Raw genomic sequence first — 19,640 nt, 5'->3', positions numbered from 1 at the left:
TGCCCCGGGTGCGGGGAGCCTGCGGGTGCCCCAGGCAGCGGCTTCGAGACGGCCGGGGTGGTGGCGGAACGGCGCCGTCCGCGGGCCTGCACGTGCGGGCCCGCGGACGGACGGTGGCCGGACGGTGGTACGTGGCAAGGGTGCCGGGACGACGGTCCGGCGTCGTTGTCGTCAGTCGACCGGGCCGGTGATCGTCGAGGTGAAGACCGTTTTCCCGTCCTGATGGCCGGTGACCTCCACGGTCGTTGTGCCATCTCCTGCCGGAGTCACCTGGGCGACGTCGACCCAGCAGGGCCGGTCTAGTTCGGCGTACTGGAAGAACTCGGTCGACGCGCTCACGGGGAGCAGCCTGTACGGGGCGGCTGCCGCGCAGGCCGCCTGGCGGGCGCCCTCCAGCAGCACCATGCCGGGCAGGTGATCGTCGGAGTGGTCGAAGAAGATCGGGTGGGCGAGATCGGGGGTGAGCAACCAGCGGGTGGGAGTGTCGGTGGCGGAGAGGACCACGTCGGTCACGGAGGTACGGCCCACGCTCGCCGGGGCGAGGGGGGCGCGGTCGGCGCGCAGGTCGAACGAGGGCCCCGACCAGGGTTTCCGGTTCGCCCGCAGGCGTTTGTACACGGCCGGTGGAGTGGTCGAGAACGTACCGGCCCCGGTCGCCACGAGGTTTCCCTCGCGGTGGATGGACAGCTCCATGCGCATCCAGTTGGCCACGCCCCGACGCCAGGTGATCTCCGTGCATCGCGCCCGCAGATCGAAGTCGGTCGGTGCCGCCGCGATCCGCATGTGCTCCGGATACGTGGTGTAGCTGAGGTTCCACATCACGAACCGCTGTCCGAGCGGGACGTCGAGCTCGGCGTGCGCGAGGAACATCCCTGCCTGACGGAACGTCTCCGCCACCTGCAGGGGATCGTGCCGGATTCCGTAGCTGAACAACGTGTGCGCCCTGGGCCACTGCCCTGTGAGGGAGAACCGCTGATCCCCCTCGCTGGTGCAGCCGGTCAGGAACACCTCGGCCAGACAGGCCCGGTGGACGTACTCCTTCGGGACCGTGGTGGTGAGCCGGGGCAACGCCGGTAGGGCGATTCCGGGCTGAGCTGCGTGCAGAACCATCGAAGATCCCCCTGACTTGATGTCTGTGCGACAACGGCTAATAAGATACGGACCTACCGGTTTTCTTGATGGAGCCCTCAGGTAAAGGATTGGCCAAGGCTAACCGGCTCGCTGAATGAAATATTCCGCCGTGCCAGGTCAAGTTGCCGACGGGCGTGGGGTATTGACAAGTTTTGAGCTCGATAGGTGACGATAGGTTCCGGTCACGTTACGCTTCGCGATCATCCCGTGAGAAGCTGAAACCTCGTATGCGGTTTGTTTTGAGTCGTTCGCAAGGAGGCAGCAAGTGCACACACCCCCTGTCCCGCTCGTCCTCGATCCCTCCGGCCAGGATCTGCACGGCGAAGCCCGCCGGCTGCGGCAGCTCGGACCCGTCGCCCCGGTCGTACTCCCCGGAGGCGTGACGGCCTGGGCGGTCAACCGGTACGACCTGATCAAACAGGTACTGATGGATCCGCGGGTGTCCAAGGACGCCTACCGGCACTGGCCGAAGTGGATCAGCGGCGAGGTGAACGACTCGTGGCCGCTGGCGATGTGGGTGTCGGTGCGCAGCATGCTCACCGCCTACGGCGAGGAGCACACACGTCTGCGGAAGCTGGTCGCCGGTGCTTTCACGGCCCGGCGCGTGGCCGATCTGCAACCGAGGATCAGCGAGATCACCGACGAACTGCTCACCCGGTTGGAGAAGGTCCCGCCCGGTCACACGGTGGACCTGCGCCGGGAGTTCGCCTACGAACTGCCCATCCGAGTGATCTCCGAGCTCCTCGGGCTCGAGGGCCGGGAGAGCCACGACTTCCATCGGGTGGTGAACGTCCTGTTCACCACCTCCACGGACCCCGTCCAGGCCCAGGAGAACCAGGCCGAGCTGTACGCACTGCTGGGCGACCTCGTCGGGCGCAAGCGCGCCGAACCCGCCGCCGATCTCACCAGCGCGCTGATCGCGACACGCGACGAGGACGGTGAGGGACTCTCCGAGAAGGAACTGGTCGACACCCTCCACCTGATCCTCGGGGCGGGCCACGAGACGACCGTCAACCTCCTCGACCACACCATCTGCGCCCTGCTCACCCACCCCGAACAGCTCCGTCTCGTGCGCGAGGGCACCGTCGGCTGGGAGGACGTGGTCCACGAGACGCTGCGGAGTCAGGCGCCGGTGGCGAACATCCCGCTGCGCTTCGCCGTCGAGGACATCGACCTCGACGGAACCGTCATCCCCGCCGGCGACCCCATGGTGCTCTCGCTCGTCACCGCCGGCCGTGACCCCGGCACCCATGGCGACGACGCGAACACGTTCGATGTCACCCGCCCCACTCGCCGCGACCACCTGGCCTTCGGACACGGGGTGCACCACTGCCTGGGCCGACTCCTGGCCATGAGCGAGGCGACGACCGCGCTCCCCGCCCTCTTCGAGCGGTTCCCCGACATGAGGCCCGCGGTCCCGGCCGATGAACTCGGCCTTCTCGAGTCGTTCATCTCCAGCGGGCACACGGAACTTCCGGTGCTGCTGACACCCGCGTTCTGACTCCCGCCCGAACTCCGCGTTCACCCAGGAGACTTCCATGTCCCAGGCCCCACTGCGTACCCTGCGCCTCGCCGCCGTCGACATCGACGGCGTGCTGCTCGACGACACCTTCAGCCCGGTGATCCACCGCCTCGCGGTCCGCTGGGGACTCGACTACACACCCGAGCTGGAGCATGCCGTCTTCTCCCGGTCGCGCCTCACGGCCGCCCAGGCGTTCGTGGAGGCCGCAGGGGCCCCGGTGCTCCCGCACAGGATGATCGACGCCTACTTCGCCGAGCGCGAGCGGTACCTGCGTACCCATCCGGTACGCGTCGCCGACGGAGCGCTCGCCCTGCTGCGGCGGCTGCGCGCCGCCGGGCTGCAGATCGTGTGCTACGGCGGCCTGGACAAGAGCCACTTCGACCGTCACCTCGGTGCATGGGCCTCCTACTTCGCCGGGCCCCGCTACGTCTGCACCGACGGTTTCCGCCCGGGAATCGCGGAGATCACCCGGGATGTGTGGGGACTCGGCTTCGACCAGGTGCTCTTCATCGACGACGTGGCGAGCGTCGCCGAGGAGGCGAAGGAACTGGGCGTCGCCTTCGTCGGTCACCCCAGCTCCTTCGCCCACGGCTTCCAGCGCCAACTCATGCGGGCGGCGGGCGTCCGGCACATGGTGGACTCCCTGTCCGACATCGACGAGGACCTGCTCCTCACCCTCGACCGTGACGCTGCCGAGGGGACCGTCTGGCGGCGCCGCGAGGCTCAGGCCGCACTCCTCACCAGAGGGGTGCGGCCATGACCGGCGATCTCGCGACTCCCCTCGACGGGAAGGTCGCGCTCATCACCGGTGCCAGCAGCGGCATCGGAGCGGCCGCGGCCCAGGTCTTCGCCCGGCAGGGAGCCGTCGTCGTACTGGCGGCGCGCCGGGAGAGCCGGTTGCGTGAACTCGTCGACGAGCTGCGTCGCAGCGGAGCCGAAGCGAGCTTCCACGTGGTGGACGTGCGTGACGGCGAGGAGATCCGACAGGCGGTGGACCTCACGGTGCGGCGGTACGGCCGCCTGGACGTGGCGTTCAACAACGCCGGGGCAGGACTCGACAAGACGCCTCTGCATCTCATCGACGACGCGTCGTACGAGCTGGTCATGGGGACGAACGCCCGGGGGACCTGGAACTGCCTGCGGCACGAGATCGCCGCGATGCTGGCGGGCGGGGGAGGGGCGATCGTCAACACGAGCAGCGTGGGCGGACTGGTCGCGTCCGCGGCGGGTGCCCCCTACATCGCCTCCAAGCACGCCGTGATCGGTCTGACCAAGGCCGCGGCGGTGGAGTACGCGCCGCACGGCATACGCGTCAACGCGATCGCCCCCGGCCTGACCCGTTCGGAGATGGTCGAGCAGTGGTTCGCCCTGAGTCCGGAGGCGGAGAAGCGGGCCCTCTCCTCCGCCCCGCAGGCCCGGGCGGCCGACCCGCAGGAGGTGGCGGAAGCGGCCGCCTGGCTGTGCAGCGACCAGGCGAGTTTCGTCACCGGTGCGACGCTGACGGTGGACGGGGGTCGCACGGCCTGGTAACCGTCCGCCCCCCGTTCGCCCCCGTCCGCCCACCCGAAGAGGCGCACAGGGCGAGAGAAGTGCCGCAAGCAGGAGCAGACCGTTGTGTCGTGGGTAAGGTACGTAACGTTCGGTTTTAATTTTCGCTTGAGGAGGACAGCATGGCGCGGCAGGAACGTGCAGTACGGACCCGTCATGCTGTTATCCGGGCCGCAGCGGAAGTCTTCGCCGAACGGGGCTACGCCGCGGCGACGATCGCCGAGATCCTCGACCGGGCCGGGGTGACGAAGGGAGCGCTCTACTTCCACTTCGACTCCAAGGAGGCCCTGGCCCGCGGTGTGATCGAGGCTCAGATCACCGGCGACAGCCACGTTCCCTGTGAGTTGAAGCTCCAGGAGTGGGTGGACGTCGGCATGGTGCTGGCCTACCAGATCCCGCGTGACGCCGTCCTCCTCGCGGGGATCCGTCTCTCGGCCGACCTGCACAGCCGACGGCTGTTCGGCAGTGCCTGGCCCGCCTGGATCGAACTGTCGACCACCTACCTGGGCCTGGCGAAAGAACGGGGCGAGGTGCTGCCCCACGTCGTCCCCAAGGAGACCGCCGAGTGCTTCCTCGGCGCCTGGCTCGGCACGCAGATGTTCTCCGAGGCGACCTCGAACTGGTCCGATCTCAGTGAGCGCGTCTCGGTCCTGTTCAACCACATGCTGCCGGCCATCGCCACGCCCGCGGCGCTGATCCGACTGGACACGGCCCCGGACCGGGGGGCCCGGGTCATCCAGAACGCGGAGCGCCTCCGGCAGGCCGGGAGCGAGCTGGAGCACGCCGAGGTCTGACTCCTCGGCGACCGCTTTCTGTCTTTCCACGAACTCTGAAGGCGCCCCGTCCCGCGCTGGACAGGGACTCGCTATGTGTCAAGGGCTTCTCGTGAAGACACCGTGATCGGACTAGCAAACAGACCAAATATGCGGTTTGCTATCGTGGAGTCAGACCGGGAGGGGGCCATGTGGTCAAGCAGATGCGAGCTGCCAGGACGCGGCGCGCCCTCGTCGTCGCGGCGGCCGAGATCTTCGCCGACGAGGGATACGCTCTGGCCACGCTGCCCCTCATCAGCCGTAGGGCGGGCGTCAGCGCAGGGGCTTTGCACTTTCATTTCGCGAGCAAGGACGCCTTGGCCGCGGAGGTGGAGAGCGCGGCGACCGAGTCTGCCGAGAAACTGGCGGAGAGCTGCCGCTCCGCGACCGGCAGCTCGCTCCAGACACTCGTGGACACCGTCTCCGGTCTGCTGCTCGCCGTCGCCGCCGATCCCATGGTCCGAGCCGGCTTCCGGCTGTGCGGCGACCCCTCCCGCAAGAACGAGGCGCACATGCTGTGCTGGTGGCAGCGCCGGGTGCGTGACCTCGTCGTCGAGGCGCAGGAGGCGGGGGAACTGACCTCGGCCGTCTCGGCGGATGCCGCGACGACCGCCATCGTCGCCGCGATGGTCGGATTCGGGGCGCTGGGCATGACGGACGCCACCTGGCTCTCGACCGAACGGCTCGCGCAGTTCTGGACCGTGCTCCTGCCACGGCTGGCGGCCTCGCTGCACCACGGGGCGATCCCGACGGCGCAGAGGGCCGAGGCGGCCGACTGAGCCGGGCGGCGGGACCGGGGACGCGATGAAGCTCGTCCGTACCGGCCGTGCCCGCGTCGACGGACCAGCCGGGACGACAGTGCCTCCTCGCCGGCGTGCCGTCGCCGTCCGCCGCGCGGCCTTCCCACGAGCGCGCCGAACCTCCGCGAAGGAAACGGATCTCGACCGGGCCGAAAGCGTTTCTTGAGTGCGGTGCCCGACCGTTGCGGGGAATTCCGACGAAGAGGGAGCCGGCCGGATGAGCAGCACGCAAGCGGTACTCCGGGTGGAGCGGGGGCGAGCCACGGACGTCGAACTGGCCGCGGTCACCGTCGTGTTGTTCTCCGTGCTGGCGGCCCGGGGTGAGGACGCCGGGGAGGAGCAGAGTCCCGACGTCCCGCCGTGGCGCCCGGAGCGGGCTCCCGACGCCTACCGCTCCCCGTACAGCTGGCAGTAGGCCGCCGTCGTCATCCATGGCTGATGCATGAACGGCCCGCACCCACCTCAAAACCGCTCAGACGGTTTGTTAAGGTGGAAGAAGCTCCTCCGGGCCTCACCACGAGGGAGGGACACGCCGTGACCATTGTGAATGACATCCCGCGGACCTCGGGGGCGGCAAACGCCCGCGAACGTGTGGCGGAACTGGGGTTGGTACGGGCGGAGGCATTGGCCGGTCCCAGTGAGAAGGCGACCGAGGCGCAGCATGCCAAGGGGAAGCTGACTGCGCGGGAGCGCATCGAGCTGCTGCTGGACCCGGGTTCGTTCAACGAGGTCGAGCAGTTGCGCCGGCACCGGGCGACCGGGTTCGGTCTGGAGGCCAAGAAGCCGTACACCGACGGTGTGATCACGGGCTGGGGCACGGTGGAGGGCCGTACGGTCTTCGTCTACGCCCATGACTTCCGTATCTTCGGCGGTGCGCTGGGCGAGGCCCATGCCACGAAGATCCACAAGATCATGGACATGGCCATCGCGGCGGGTGCGCCGCTGGTCTCGCTGAACGACGGCGCGGGGGCCCGTATTCAGGAGGGCGTCTCGGCGCTGGCCGGGTACGGCGGCATCTTCCAGCGCAACACCAGGGCCTCGGGTGTCATCCCGCAGATCTCGGTGATGCTCGGTCCGTGTGCGGGCGGCGCGGCCTACAGCCCCGCCCTGACCGACTTCGTCTTCATGGTCCGTGAGACCTCGCAGATGTTCATCACCGGCCCGGACGTCGTCAAGGCGGTCACCGGCGAGGAGATCACCCAGAACGGCCTCGGCGGCGCGGACGTGCACGCTGAGACGAGCGGCGTCGCGCACTTCGCGTACGACGACGAGGAGACCTGCATCGCCGAGGTGCGCTACCTCCTGTCGATGCTGCCCCAGAACAACCGCGAGTTCCCGCCGTGCGTGCCGTGCACCGATCCGCAGACCCGGACCTCGGACAGTCTGCTCGACCTGGTTCCGGCGGACGGCAACCGGCCGTACGACATGGCCAAGGTCATCGAGGAGATCGTCGACGACGGCGACTACCTGGAGGTCCACGAGCGCTGGGCCCGCAACATCATCTGCGCCCTCGGCCGCCTCGGCGGCCAGGTGGTCGGCATCGTCGCCAACCAGCCGCAGTCCCTCGCGGGTGTCCTCGACATCGAGGCCAGCGAGAAGGCCGCGCGGTTCGTGCAGATGTGCGACGCCTTCAACATCCCGATCATCACTCTCCTGGACGTGCCCGGGTTCCTGCCGGGGGTGGACCAGGAGCACGGTGGGGTCATCCGCCACGGCGCGAAGCTGCTGTACGCCTACTGCAACGCGACCGTGCCCCGGATCTCCCTCATCCTGCGCAAGGCCTACGGCGGGGCCTATATCGTCATGGACTCCCAGTCCATAGGCGCCGACCTGAGCTACGCGTGGCCGACCAACGAGATCGCCGTCATGGGCGCCGAGGGTGCCGCCAACGTCATCTTCCGCCGCCAGATCGCCGAGGCCGACGACCCCGAGGCGATGCGGGAGCGCATGGTGAAGGAGTACAAGGCCGAGCTGATGCACCCGTACTACGCGGCCGAGCGCGGTCTGGTCGACGACGTCATCGACCCCGCCAGGACCCGTGAAGTGCTGATCAACTCCCTGACCATGCTCCGCACCAAGCACGCCGACGCTCCCGCGCGCAAGCACGGCAATCCCCCTCAGTAACGGAGCACGCGATGGCCAAACAGGAAAGGGCGGTGCGGACCAGGGAGAACCTGATCAGATCTGCGGCCGAGGTCTTCGACCGGGAGGGGTACGCGGTCGCCTCGATCACCACCATCAGCGCGCGGGCCGGGGTGAGCAACGGTGCGCTGCACTTCCACTTCGCCAGCAAGGCGGCACTGGCGGAGGCGGTCGCGGAGGCGGCGGCCCTGCGCCTGCGCGACCTCGTGGACCAACCCTCCGCCGGTGGCGGCCTGCAGAACCTCGTGGACACCACGCACCAGTTGGCGCGCGAACTGCGGGACGACGTGGTGCTGCGGGCCGGGTTCGAACTCGGCAGGGACGCCGGCCGCGGGCGGCGGGCCGACGTGCGCGGGCACTGGCAGAACCGCGTCGAGTATCTGCTCACATGCGCCGACCGGGCCGGTGAGCTACGGGCGGACGTCTCCACCCGGGCCGTGGCCACCGCTGTGGTGGCCACGACCGCGGGGTTCGAGGTGCTCGCCCGGCGCGACGGCGACTGGCTCTCCCGGCGAACCGTCGCGAGGTTCTGGGAGCTGCTGCTGCCCACGCTGGCCACCACGGAGCTGCTCCCCGCCTTGGATGCCCGCGGAACTCACTGATCCGACCAATCGGTCTTTTTTTGGTTCACTCTTCGAGGGTTCCCAGGTCGGCTTCCGACTCGAACCTCCCCGTGATCTCCGAAGCCAATTGCCTGACATAAGGCTATTTTCCAGCATCTTTGGGGCGGAGGGGTCGCCCTTGGTGTGACGGGGCTTCGACCGGTCCCGGGGCAGTCTGTTACAAACAGCATAGCTGGTCTGGTATTGACAAACCAACTGCGCTGTTTTTTTATGGAGTCACAGGTCGAGATGCATCGGTCCTGAAGCCTGACTCCAGGGGGAGAACGTGGACATCGAAGTGCTGGGAGCGCTGTCGGTGCGCGAGAACGGAGTGTCGGTCGTCCCCACGGCGCCCAAGCCGCGGCAGGTTCTCGCCCTCCTCGCGCTCAACGCCGACCAGGTGGTCTCCGTGGCCACGCTCATCGAGGAGCTGTGGGGCGAGACCCCTCCGCGCAGTGCGCGCACCACGCTCCAGACGTACGTGCTGCAGCTGCGCGAACTGATCGCCGAGGCGCTGGCGCACGACGAGAACGAGCGGTGCACCGCCAAGGACATCCTCACCACCGTCCCCGGCGGCTACCGCCTGGAGAGCCGGGGCGGCACCGTGGACTTCCGGGAGTTCGAGCGGCGCGCGGGGGCGGGCTACCGGGCCATGGACGCCGAGGACTACACCGGAGCCGCGCGCCGGCTGGCCGACGCGCTCTCGCTGTGGAACGGCCAGGTGCTCACCGACATCCAGGCCGGCCATCAGATCGACATGGAGATCCGGCGGCTGGAGGAGGCGCGGCTGTGCGCGCTGGACCAGCGCATCGAGGCCGATCTGCGGCTGGGCCGCCATCGTGAGCTGCTGTCGGAACTGACGGTGCTGGTCAAGCAGTACCGCATGCACGAGAGCCTGCACGGCCAGTTCATGCTCGCGCTGCACCGCTCCGGCCGACGCGGCGAAGCGCTGAGTGTCTACCAGCGGCTGCGGGCCACCCTCGTGGCGGAACTGGGCCTGGAGCCCTCCACGGCGCTCAGCCGGCTCCAGCGCTCCGTCCTCGTGGCCCGCCCCGAGCTGCCGACGCCCGCCCCGGCCCGCGCGACCGGCGGACGCATCATGCCCCGCGGTTCCGAACTGGCAGGCCGCTGAGGCGGCTTCACCGGTCGGGCCGGCGCCCAACGGCCCGACCGGGGGCGGCGGGCCCTATCGGCCCACCGCTCGCGGGCCCCCTCATCGGCCCACCGCCCGTGGTGCGGCCGGGCGGTCCGGGCGGTTCAGACGCTCGGTCAGGGCGCGCTGTTCACGGGTGAGACGCTCGACATGGCCACGCAGCCGGAGCAGCTCCTCGTACAGCCCCCGTACGCTCAGCACGTCGCTTTCCGGATGTGCGTCGCCCTCCGGATGTGCGTCGCCCTCCGGACGCGTGACGCCCGCTGGATGTACGTCGCCCGCCGGGGGCGGTGACGGGTCCGGGGCGAGGGGCCAGGGGTCCTGGCGCAGGATCGTCTCCAGGCAGGCGCGCAGCATCGGGCCCGGTTCGATGCCCAGGTCGTGCACGAGGGCGCGGCGGGCCCGGTCGTACGTGCCCAGCGCCTCCGCCTGCCTGCCCGAGCGGTGCAGCGCGGTCATCAGCAGCTCGTAGAAGCGCTCCCGCAGTGGGTGAGCGGCCGTCAGTTCCTCCAGCTCGCCGGTGATCTCCTGGCTGCGCCCCGTCCGCAGGTCGGCCTCGTACAGCCGCTCCAGGGCGGTCAGCCGCATCTCCTCCAGCAGTGCCGCCTCGGCCGAGCAGACCGCGCCGCGTCCGCTGCCCTGCAGGGCCGGGCCGCGCCACAGCGCCAGGCCCCGACGCAGCACCTCGGCCGCGCCGGCGGGGTCGTCGAGGGCGAGGGCCCGGCCCTCCTCCGCGAGGCGGCGAAAGCGCCGCACGTCCGTCTCGGCACGGCCCAGTCTGAGCACATAGCCCAGGGGGCGGGTCACCAGGAACTCGTGGTGCTGCTCGCCCGAGCCCGGTGTTCCCCCCGGCAACAGCCGCCGCAGTCGGCCCACATGGGCCTGCAGGGCATTGGCCGCGTTGGCCGGCGGGTGCTCGCCCCACAGTTCGTCGACGAGCAGCTCGGTGGGCACCAGTCGGTCGGCCCGCACCACGAGGGTGCCGAGCAGCGCACGCTGCTTCGCGCCCATGGGCACGATGAACACGCCGGTGCGCTCGTCGTGGACCTGGACCGAACCAAGAATCTGAAATTCCATTTAGTCCTGCCCCGAGAAAACCAGTGAAGCGGTGGCCGCACCCGGAAACGGGCGGCCGAATCACCCACCGGAAACGATCTCCGAAATTCTCGGACGCAATGTCCCGGGGGCTTTCTTCCTCGGGTGACGCTAGTTGGCCGGCGGTCGGTCCGCCGGATTCACCAGCTGTTTTCAGGGGCCTGTGCAGGCTGCCTCAAGAGGGTCTCAGGCCGCATCCACCCCCAGATCGGGAAAGCCGACCTGGAGGGTGCGGCGATGGTGGGCGCCGAGCAGGGTCAGCAGCGCCCGATCGGGCACGTCTGGCAAGAACTCGTACCCCTGCCGCGCGGCGCCGACGATCGCTGCGTCCGGGTGCGCGGACCCCGCTGGCTTCGCGAGACGGCTCAGCACCTCCCGGGTGATCGGGTCCGCGCCACGGCCGGGGGGCGTGCTTCGCGGTTCGTTCGCCATGGCCGGAAAGCTAACAGCCCCCGTGCGCCCCGGGACAGGGTTTCGGTGTCGGAGGGACGCCCCGGGAACACGGTGTCAGCGGTTTATCAGTCGGACGTCAGTACGGATGCCCGGTCCGGCTGCAAAAGGACTCGAGAAATTCTCGAGACTGCCTGGCGAGTGGCTCGGAAGAAGATCAGGTTCCTCTAGCCTGTGCCTCTCGGCAATGACAAAGAATGCTGCGGCAGGACACTATTCAGAGAGTCGAAAACCGAACGCGCAACCGAAGGACGACTCTGCTCGGAGGAATCATGGAGATAAAAGTCCTGGGCACGTTGAATGCCGAAGTCAATGGAATGTCGATCGTTCCGACCGCAGGGAAGCCCCGTCAGATCCTGGCCCTGCTGGCGCTCTATCCGGGCCGGGTCGTCCCGGTACCCACGCTCATGGAGGAGATCTGGGGAACCAAGCTGCCGCAGAGCTCGCTCACCACGCTCCAGACGTACATCCTCCAGCTGCGCCGCATGCTCGGCACCGCCATGGGTCCCGGCGCCCCTGGCACCGCCAAGGATGTCCTGGCCACCCGCTACGGCGGCTACCTGCTCCAGATGCCCGCCGAGTCCGTCGACGTCTACCGCTACGAGCGGCTGGTCGCCGAGGGCCGGCAGGCCTTCGAGGACGGCGAGGACGAACGCTCCGCCACGCTTCTGCGCGAGGCACTGCACCTGTGGGACGGACCCGCCCTCGTCGACGTCCGCGTCGGGCCGATCCTCGAGATCGAGGTCATGCGCCTGGACCAGAGCCGTCTGGTCGCCCAGGAACGCCGCATCGACGCCGACCTCAGACTCGGCCGGCACGTCGAACTCATCGCCGAGCTCACCCACCTCATCGCCCGTCACCCCCAGCACGAAGGGCTGCACTCGCAGGCCATGCTGGCGCTCTACCGCTCAGGACGGCAGGCCGCCGCACTGGACGTGTACCGCCGGCTGCGCCAGCGGCTCATCGACGAACTCGGCGTGGAGCCGTCCCCCCAACTGCAGCGCATGCACCAGGCGATGCTCGCCGTGGACCCCCGCCTGGACGTTCTGTCCGGTCCCCGGCGCACCTCCACCTTCGACCTGTACGCCGCCTGAGCGGACGTACGGCCCGGAGGTCCGCGCCCTGCCCGCACTCCGCCCGGCCGGGCAGGGGACACACACCCGGTGCCCCGCGCCGGGACGGCGGGAAGGACACGCACACGGCGGGACGGACACGGCGGGACGGGCACGGCCGGAAGGGACACGGCCGGAAAGGACACGGCACGCACACCGAGGGTGCGGGGGCCCGCGGAAGCCGGTGCCGGTCGAGTGTCACCCGAGTCGCGCACGTCAGGCTCTGGAGGTGGAGTCCGCGCCGGCGCGGGCGGGCACCGCACCGCGACCAGGCCGCAGCAGACCCCTGCGCGGCCCAGGACTTCTACAGGAGGGCGACGGATGGCTTCCCGGACGCAGGACGACGGGGCGGGGGACGGGCGGGTCAGGCTCTACTGCCTCGCCCACGCCGGCGCGGGAGTGGCCAGCTACCGGCGCTGGCCCCTGGCGGCGGGCACGGCCGTCGACGTGACGCCGCTGCCGCTGCCCGGCCGCGACCACCGTCGGCGCGAGCCACGTGTCACCGACCGTGCCGCCCTCCTCGCCGACCTGCTGCCCGAACTGCTGACCGCGGCCCACTCGGGCCCGTACGCGCTGTACGGGCACAGCCTGGGCGCCCTCGTCGCCTACACCCTCACCCGGGCCCTCGCCGACGCCGGCGCCCCCCCGCCCCTGTTCCTCGCCGTGGGCGCCTGCCCGCCGCCGGACACGAGCACCGCCCTCGTGGGCGCCGCCGACCTGCCCGACAGGGACCTGCTGCCCCTGCTGGACGACCTCGGCTCACTGCCCCAGGGCGCCTCGGCGTCCCCGGGCGGGCTGTGGCGGCGCAGCGTGCTGCCCGTGCTCCGCGACGACCTGCGCCTCGCCGCCTCGCTGCGCGCCGCCGCCCTGGACCCGGCCACCGGTGGACCCGTCACCTGCCCGGTGCTGGTCTTCGCCGGCAGCGACGACCCGCTGACCGAGCCGGAGACGCTCGAACACTGGCAGCGGTGGGCGACCGGCCCGATCGTCAGCCACACCGTCACCGGGGACCACTTCTTCGCCGACTCCCCCGACCTGCCGCACCTGGTCGCCCTGGCCTGCCGCGACCGCGTCGCCGCGCACGAGACGAAAGGACAGCGATGAAGCGCGTCGTCATCACGGGCATCGGGGTCGTCGCACCCGGCGCGGTGGGCGCCGCCGACTTCTGGTCACTGCTGACCTCCGGCCGCACCGCCACCCGCGGCATCACCCTCTTCGACGCCTCCGGCTACCGCTCCCAGGTCGCCGCCGAGGTCGACTTCGACCCCGCCGCGCACGGCTTCACCCTCGCCGACACCGAACGCCTCGACCGTGTCGCCCAGTTCGCGCTGGTCAGCGCCCGCGAGGCGATCGCCGACAGCGGACTCGGCGACGGCGGGGACGCCCGAGCGCTGCGCACCGGGGTGAGCCTCGGCAGCGCGATCGGCTGCACCACGGCCATGGCCACCCAGTACGCCATCCTCAGCGACTTCGGCAGCACCTGGACGGTGGACCACAGCAAGGCCGGCGAGTTCCTCTACGACTACTTCGTGCCCAGCTCGCTCGCGGCCGTCGTGGCCCGCGACGTGGGCGCACAGGGCCCGGTGGGCCTGGTCTCCAGCGGCTGCACCTCCGGCCTGGACGCCATCGGGCACGGCGCCGACCTGATCCGCGAGGGCAGCGCCGACATCGTCGTCGCGGGCGGCGCGGAGGCACCCATCTCCCCGATCACCATGGCCTGCTTCGACCGTATGCGGCTCACCAGCCCCCGCAACGACGACCCCACGACGGCCTCGCGCCCCTTCGACCGCACCCGCGACGGGTTCGTGCTCGGCGAGGGCGCCGCCGTCGTCGTCCTGGAGGAACTCGAACACGCCCGGCGCCGCGGCGCCCGCGCCTACGCCGAACTGTCCGGGTACGCGGCCCTCAACAGCGCCCACCACATGACCGGACTGCGCCCGGGCGGACAGGAGATGGCCGCCGCCATCCGGGCCGCGCTGGACGAGGCACGGCTCAACCCGGTCGACGTCGAGTACGTCAACGCCCACGGCGCCGGCACCCGGCCCAACGACCGGCACGAGACCCACGCCATCAAGGCCGGCCTCGGCGAGCACGCCCGCTCCATCCCCATCAGCTCCATCAAGTCGATGATCGGGCACGCCCTCGGCGCGGCCGGCGCCCTGGACGTGGCGGCCAGCGCACTCGCCATCCAGCACGACACCGTGCCGCCCACCGCCAATCTGCGCGAACCGGACCCGACCTGCGACCTCGACTACACACCGCTGATCGCGCGGCAGATGCGCACCAGCACGGTCCTCAGCGTCGCCAGCGGATTCGGCGGGTTCCACAGCGCCACGGTGCTCACCCAGCCGCAGCTGAAGAAGGCGGTGTGACGATGCGGGACAACACGGCGACCGGCCCGGCCGGAGCCCTGACACAGCCGGGCGGCCGGACGGCCGAGGTGCTCGTCACCGGCATCGGTGTCGCCGCCCCCAACGGGCTGGGCGCGAACGCCTGGTGGCCGGCCCTGCTGCGCGGGCGCAGCGGCATCGGACCGCTGACCCGCTTCGACGCCTCCCGCTACCCGGTGCGCCTGGCCGGGGAGATCCGCGACTTCGTCGACGCCGACCACATCCCCAGCAGGCTGCTGCCCGAGACCGACCGGGCCACCCGCCTCATGCTCTGCGCGGCCAGGGAGGCCATCGAGGACTCGGGTGCCGACCCGGGGGGCCTGCCCGGCTACGCCGCCGGTGTGATCACCGCGAGCTCCGCGGGCGGTGCCGAGTTCGGCCAGCGCGGGCTCGCCGCGCTGTGGGGCAAGGGCGCCCGGGACGTCAGCGTCTACCAGTCCTCCGGCTGGTTCCACGGCGCCGGGCCCGGACAGGTCGCCATCCGCCACCAACTGCGCGGCACCGGGTCCACCATCATCAGCGAACAGGCCGGCGGCATCGACGCCCTCGCCCGCGCCCGGCGCCGCATCCGCGAGGGCGCGCAGCTGATGGTCACCGGCGGCGTCGACTCCACCCTGTGCCCGTGGGGCTGGGCGGCACACCTGGCCGACGGCCGCATGAGCCGCACCGCCGATCCACTGCGCGCCTACCGGCCCTTCCACGCGGCCGCCGACGGCCACGTGGTGGGGGAGGGCGGGGCCCTGCTCGTCCTGGAGGACGCCGAGGCCGCCGAGCGGCGGGGGGCGACCGGGTACGGCATCGTCGCCGGCTGCGCCGCCACCTTCGACGGGCCCGACGCGCCCCGGCTGAGGGAGGCCGCCCAACTCGCCCTCACCGACGCGGGGGTGACACCGGGGGAGGTCGACGTGGTCTTCGCCGACGGCGCGGGCGAGCGGGCGGGCGACCTCGCCGAGAGCGCCGTCCTGTGCGCGCTGTTCGGGCCGTACGGGGTGCCCGTCACCGTGCCCAAGACGATGACCGGCCGCCTGGCGGCGGGGGGCTCGTCCCTGGACCTGGCGGCGGCCCTGTTCTCCCTGCGCGACGAGGTCATCCCGCCCACCACGGGCACCAGCCCGATCGCCCCCGACTGCCCCATCGACCTGGTCGTCGACCGCCCCCGCCCCCGGCCCGGCTTGCGCACCGCCCTGGTCCTCGCCCGAGGCCGCGGCGGCTTCAACGCGGCAGCCGTCCTGAGGGCGCCGGGCACGTGAGACGAGCGGAACCGGGCGCCGTCACGGCGCCCGGTGGGGGAGGGGGTGAGGGCCTCCGGGTGAGGTCCGGCGGGCGTCGCGGACACCGTGCCGGCCTTCGGAACTCCCCTACGCCGATTCCCGCCGGCCGGGTGCCGGCACGGCGAGTTCGCGGGCCAGGCGGCGCTCCAGGGGAGACAGGGGCAGGTCGGTGCGCAGGCGTTCGGGGTGGCCGGGGGGCAGGCCCCGCAGGGGAGCCCGGCGGGCCGCGGCCTCGTACGCCGACGTCTCGCCGCACACCAGCAGCAGGCCGTAGACCACGAGACCGTCCCACAGTCCGCGCACGAGGCGGAGGCAGGGGCGCAGGGGCTTCACCGTGGACCTCCTCGGTCGTCGCTCTCCGGGTGGCCACCGTCCGCCGTCGTCCTCGAGCGCGCGCCGGTTGTCGGTGGAGCGCGGCCGGACGCGTCACCGCGACGACGGGGCGCCCCGGACCGGCCGGACGGCACAGGCCGTACCACCGGCCTGGTGGCGGCGCGTCGCGGGTACGGCGTACGAGGCGGGGCGGGAGCCCGCGACCTGCGCCGACCCGGCCGGGCTCCAGCGGAGATCGAGCGCGGCGCGTGCGCATCACGAGCGGTTCCGGACAGGGTCGAAACCACGGCCGCCGACAACGCCGAAACGATTGGCCACCGTCCGGATGCCGCCCGTGTCGCGTGGAGCCGCCGCACGTGCGGGACCCGGACGCGGAGATCTCGTACCGGCGCGGCGGCGACGCCTCGAACAACGAAGGGTGTGGACGATGCCCGAACCGCGAGTACACCGTGCCGTCAGCGACGTGACCGCCTCGGCCCCGGCCGGCGTGCTGTACGGGCTGATCGCGGACGCCACGCAATGGCCGCTGTTCTTCCCACCCTGCGTCCACGTGGAGCAACTGGACTTCGACGGCAGCCGGGAGCGACTGCGCCTGTGGGCCGTCGCGGGGGAACGGGTCAGCTCCTGGGTCTCCAGCCGGCGCCTGGACGTCTCGGCCCTGCGCGTGGAGTTCACACAGGACCTGCCCGAGGCCCCGATCACGTCGATGAGCGGCGTGTGGACCGTCCAGCCGCTCGGCGACCGCTCCCGGGTGACCCTGGAGCACAGCTTCACCGTCGCCGACGACGCGCCCGCCGACGTGTCCTGGGTGCATGAGGTCACCGCCGCCAACAGCCGTGCCCAGCTCGACCGGCTGGCCTGGATGGCCGAGCGCTGGACCCGCCTGGACGACCTCACCCTGTCCTTCGAGGACACCGTGCACGTCAGGGCACCCGCCGAGCTGATCTTCGACTTCCTCTACCGGGCCGAGGACTGGCCCGCCGAACTGCCGCACGTCCGCACCCTGGAGGTGTCCGAGAAGGCCCCCGGTGTGCAGGTGATGTCGATGGGCAGCCTCACCGTCGACGGCACCGCGCACGAGTCGGAGTCGGTACGGATCTGCTTCCCCAGCGCCGGCCGGATCGTCTACAAGCAGACCCGCACCTCCCCGCTGCTGACCGCGCACACCGGCGAATGGCTGCTCGAACCCGACGAGAGAGGCGTCAACCTCACCGCCCGGCACAACGTGCTCCTCGACGAGCGGGGCGCCACGGCCGTTCTCGGCCCGGACGCGGACACGGCGGAGGCAGCCCGGCACGTGCGCGACCGGATCGGACAGGCAGGGCTGCTGGTGCTGCGGTACGCCACGCAGTACGCCCTCAGCGCGGTGCGTGTCCTGTGACCACCGTCGGACGACCGGCCCCGGACCTCGCGGCCGTGTCCCGCCCCGCGCGCCGGAGCGGAGGCGAACCCGAGCGTGCCGCCCACCTGGAGGCCGCGCTCGGCGACCCCTTCGACCCCGGCAACCCGCACGGCCACCGAGCGCTGCTGCGGGCCGACGACGCCCGCGAGGTCCCCGAGGCCACCGAAGCGCTGCTCGCCGACGTCGGCCTGGCCGCCGAGTTCGTCCCCGCCGACCTGGGCGGGCACCTCGAGGACCTGGAGCGGCTGGCACGGGTGCTGCGCCCGCTGTTCCGCCGCGACCTGGCGCTCGGCTACGGCTTCGGCATCACCTCGCTGTTCGCGGCCTCCGCCGTGTGGACCGCGGGCGACGACGCCCAACGCCGCACCCTGGCCCGGGTACTGAACGACGGGGGACGGATCTCGATCGTGCACCGCGAGGTGGCGCACGCCAACGCCATCCTCCGGCACGAACTGCGCGCCGTGCCCGCCCCCGGCGGCGGGTTCCTGCTCAACGGCCGCAAGGACGCCGTCATCAACGCCGACCGCACCGACACCTTCGTCGCCTACGCCCGCACCCGCGCCCAGGACGGCCCCGACAGCCACTCCGTGCTGTTGCTGGGGCCCGAACCACCGGCCTCCGGCGAGGTACGGCGGCTGGAGCGGGTCCAGACACCCGGCATGCGCGGAGCACGCTTCTGCGGACTGGAACTCGTCGATGTGCCGGTGCCCTCCACGGCAGTCGTCGGCGAGGTCGGCGACGGGGTGTCGCTGGCGCTGCGCAGCTTCCAGATCAGCCACTGCCTCATCCCCGGCACCGTCCTCGCCGGCGTGGACAGCGTGCTGCGCCAGGCCGTGCGAGCGGCCACCGTCGACCGCCCCGACCGGCAGCCCTCGCGCCGTCGGCAGCGGGCGCTCGCCGGGGTCTTCGCCGACCTGCTGGCCTGCGACGCGATGGCCGTCACCGGACTGCGCGCGCTCAGCCTCGTACCCGAGGACGCCTATCTGCTCGCGGCAGCCGTCAAGTACACGATGCCGGACCTGCTGCGCGAGAACCTGGAGGAGCTCGCCGCCGTACTGGGCGCCCGCGGCTACGACCGCGGCCCGCTCTACGGCGGCTTCCAGAAACTCGCGCGGGACCTGCCGGTGGCCGGACTCGGGCACTCGGGCACCGCCGTGTGCCAGGCGGTGCTCGTGCCCCAGCTGCCCACACTGGCCCGTACGACCTGGTTCCGGTCCGCCGAGCCACCGGCCGCGCTGTTCACGCCCGGCGCGCCACTGCCCGTCCTCGATCACCGCCGACTCGCCCACTCCGGCACCGACGACCTGCTCACCGCGACCCTGGTCGGCGCCGCCGACAGACTCTCGGACCGGGCCGGGGGCGGTCCGCTGGACCGTGTCCTCGCTGCTCTGGCGCGGGCGTTCGTCGACGAACTGAAGGTCCTGCGCGCGCGGTGCGCGGCCCTGCCGGCCGCGAGCGGCGCCGCCTTCGACCCGCAGGCCTGCGCCCTGGCCGACCGCTACGCCCTCGTGCTGGCCGCGGCGGCCTGTCTCGGGGTCTTCGAGAACCAGGACGGCGGTGACGCCTTCCTCTCCGACCCCGCCTGGGCGGTGCTCGCCCTCGGACGCATCGGCCGCAGACTCGGCGCCGACGTGCCCGACGTACCGGCCCAGGCCGAACGCACCGTCCTGGCCGAACTGCTGGAACGCTGCCGCGACGGGCACAGCCTGGATCTGTACGCGACCCGGCTGACGGCCGGGACGGCCGACGGCTGAGAGGGCCGACGGCTGTGACGGCCGGGGCGAACGAAGCGACAGGCGACCCGGGCCGACCGGACCCGTGCCCGGCGTGGCTCACGCGCGCCCCGACCGGGCCGCGCCCCCGCGGCGCCCGCCCCC

19 protein-coding genes are annotated in these 19,640 nt (G+C 71.5%); 15 read left to right on the top strand and 4 right to left on the bottom strand.

All coding sequences use genetic code 11. From position 1 onward, the window contains the following. Positions 1-171 precede the first annotated feature (171 nt). A complete protein-coding gene (locus HW837_RS45790; RefSeq protein ID WP_045563518.1) occupies positions 172-1,110 on the bottom strand; it encodes a ScbA/BarX family gamma-butyrolactone biosynthesis protein in 939 nt (312 codons plus the stop codon). A 286-nt stretch (positions 1,111-1,396) separates the two neighbouring features. Here HW837_RS45790 and HW837_RS45785 point away from each other — a divergent pair, with 286 nt between their 5' ends. The 9 genes from HW837_RS45785 (at position 1,397) to HW837_RS45745 (ending at position 9,689) form a co-directional block, all read left to right on the top strand. After that, entirely contained in the window at positions 1,397-2,632 is a 1,236-nt protein-coding gene (locus HW837_RS45785) for a cytochrome P450 family protein (protein ID WP_045563519.1), read from the top strand. Between the two features lie 37 nt (positions 2,633-2,669). Beyond that, positions 2,670-3,413: a haloacid dehalogenase gene (locus HW837_RS45780; protein ID WP_045563520.1), complete on the top strand. Its 744-nt coding sequence runs from the start codon at positions 2,670-2,672 to the stop codon at positions 3,411-3,413. After that, on the top strand, positions 3,410-4,183 hold the full coding sequence (locus tag HW837_RS45775; RefSeq protein ID WP_045563521.1) for an SDR family NAD(P)-dependent oxidoreductase: 774 nt from the start codon (positions 3,410-3,412) through the stop codon (positions 4,181-4,183). The genes HW837_RS45780 and HW837_RS45775 overlap by 4 nt, the downstream gene beginning before the upstream one ends. Positions 4,184-4,323: 140 nt before the next feature. After that, complete coding sequence (locus HW837_RS45770) at positions 4,324-4,995, top strand: ScbR family autoregulator-binding transcription factor (protein ID WP_045563522.1); 672 nt, start codon at positions 4,324-4,326, stop codon at positions 4,993-4,995. A 170-nt stretch (positions 4,996-5,165) separates the two neighbouring features. Next, positions 5,166-5,792, top strand: coding sequence for a ScbR family autoregulator-binding transcription factor (locus tag HW837_RS45765; protein ID WP_193381934.1), 627 nt, complete (start codon positions 5,166-5,168; stop codon positions 5,790-5,792). Between the two features lie 238 nt (positions 5,793-6,030). After that, the gene (locus HW837_RS45760; RefSeq protein WP_045563524.1) at positions 6,031-6,228 is read left to right on the top strand and encodes an acyl-CoA carboxylase subunit epsilon; all 198 of its coding nucleotides are present in this window, start codon (positions 6,031-6,033) and stop codon (positions 6,226-6,228) included. Positions 6,229-6,347: 119 nt separating this feature from the next. Beyond that, entirely contained in the window at positions 6,348-7,937 is a 1,590-nt protein-coding gene (locus HW837_RS45755) for an acyl-CoA carboxylase subunit beta (RefSeq protein WP_193381935.1), read from the top strand. An 11-nt stretch (positions 7,938-7,948) separates the two neighbouring features. After that, positions 7,949-8,557, top strand: a complete 609-nt coding sequence (locus HW837_RS45750; RefSeq protein WP_045563501.1) for a ScbR family autoregulator-binding transcription factor — start codon at positions 7,949-7,951, stop codon at positions 8,555-8,557. Between the two features lie 286 nt (positions 8,558-8,843). Continuing rightward, a complete protein-coding gene (locus tag HW837_RS45745; protein ID WP_045563500.1) occupies positions 8,844-9,689 on the top strand; it encodes an AfsR/SARP family transcriptional regulator in 846 nt (281 codons plus the stop codon). A gap of 81 nt (positions 9,690-9,770) precedes the next feature. Here HW837_RS45745 and HW837_RS45740 read toward each other — a convergent pair whose 3' ends face one another. Both HW837_RS45740 and HW837_RS45735 read right to left on the bottom strand, forming a co-directional pair. Beyond that, positions 9,771-10,787: an AfsR/SARP family transcriptional regulator gene (locus tag HW837_RS45740; protein WP_045563499.1), complete on the bottom strand. Its 1,017-nt coding sequence runs from the start codon at positions 10,785-10,787 to the stop codon at positions 9,771-9,773. A gap of 204 nt (positions 10,788-10,991) precedes the next feature. Beyond that, the gene (locus tag HW837_RS45735) at positions 10,992-11,237 is read right to left on the bottom strand and encodes a hypothetical protein (RefSeq protein ID WP_143671839.1); all 246 of its coding nucleotides are present in this window, start codon (positions 11,235-11,237) and stop codon (positions 10,992-10,994) included. 290 nt (positions 11,238-11,527) lie between these two features. Between HW837_RS45735 and HW837_RS45730 the strand changes: the two genes are divergently transcribed. From HW837_RS45730 to HW837_RS45715, 4 genes are all read left to right on the top strand, one after another. Continuing rightward, positions 11,528-12,349, top strand: a complete 822-nt coding sequence (locus HW837_RS45730; RefSeq protein WP_045563497.1) for an AfsR/SARP family transcriptional regulator — start codon at positions 11,528-11,530, stop codon at positions 12,347-12,349. A gap of 339 nt (positions 12,350-12,688) precedes the next feature. Beyond that, positions 12,689-13,471 (top strand): thioesterase II family protein, encoded by a 783-nt coding sequence (locus tag HW837_RS45725; protein WP_045563496.1) that lies wholly within the window; start codon positions 12,689-12,691, stop codon positions 13,469-13,471. Further along, a complete protein-coding gene (locus tag HW837_RS45720) occupies positions 13,468-14,739 on the top strand; it encodes a beta-ketoacyl-[acyl-carrier-protein] synthase family protein (protein ID WP_045563495.1) in 1,272 nt (423 codons plus the stop codon). Before HW837_RS45725 ends, HW837_RS45720 begins: the two co-directional genes overlap by 4 nt. Before the next feature lie 2 nt (positions 14,740-14,741). Further along, complete coding sequence (locus tag HW837_RS45715) at positions 14,742-16,007, top strand: ketosynthase chain-length factor (RefSeq protein ID WP_045563494.1); 1,266 nt, start codon at positions 14,742-14,744, stop codon at positions 16,005-16,007. A gap of 108 nt (positions 16,008-16,115) precedes the next feature. Here the strand turns inward: HW837_RS45715 and HW837_RS45710 are convergent, their stop codons facing one another. After that, the gene (locus HW837_RS45710) at positions 16,116-16,361 is read right to left on the bottom strand and encodes a DUF6059 family protein (protein WP_045563493.1); all 246 of its coding nucleotides are present in this window, start codon (positions 16,359-16,361) and stop codon (positions 16,116-16,118) included. Positions 16,362-16,788: 427 nt separating this feature from the next. Here HW837_RS45710 and HW837_RS45705 point away from each other — a divergent pair, with 427 nt between their 5' ends. Continuing rightward, positions 16,789-17,742 carry an aromatase/cyclase gene (locus tag HW837_RS45705; protein ID WP_045563492.1) on the top strand — a complete coding sequence of 318 codons (954 nt, stop codon included), beginning with the start codon at positions 16,789-16,791 and terminating at the stop codon, positions 17,740-17,742. After that, positions 17,739-19,517 (top strand): acyl-CoA dehydrogenase family protein, encoded by a 1,779-nt coding sequence (locus tag HW837_RS45700; protein ID WP_052683223.1) that lies wholly within the window; start codon positions 17,739-17,741, stop codon positions 19,515-19,517. The genes HW837_RS45705 and HW837_RS45700 overlap by 4 nt, the downstream gene beginning before the upstream one ends. Positions 19,518-19,640 lie beyond the last annotated feature (123 nt).

The sequence above is a fragment of the Streptomyces caniscabiei genome (assembly GCF_014930365.1).
GTDB classification, from domain to species: Bacteria; Actinomycetota; Actinomycetes; order Streptomycetales; family Streptomycetaceae; genus Streptomyces; species Streptomyces caniscabiei.
Note: the sequence above shows the minus strand (reverse complement) of the source record. Positions and strands in the feature narration are given on the sequence as shown.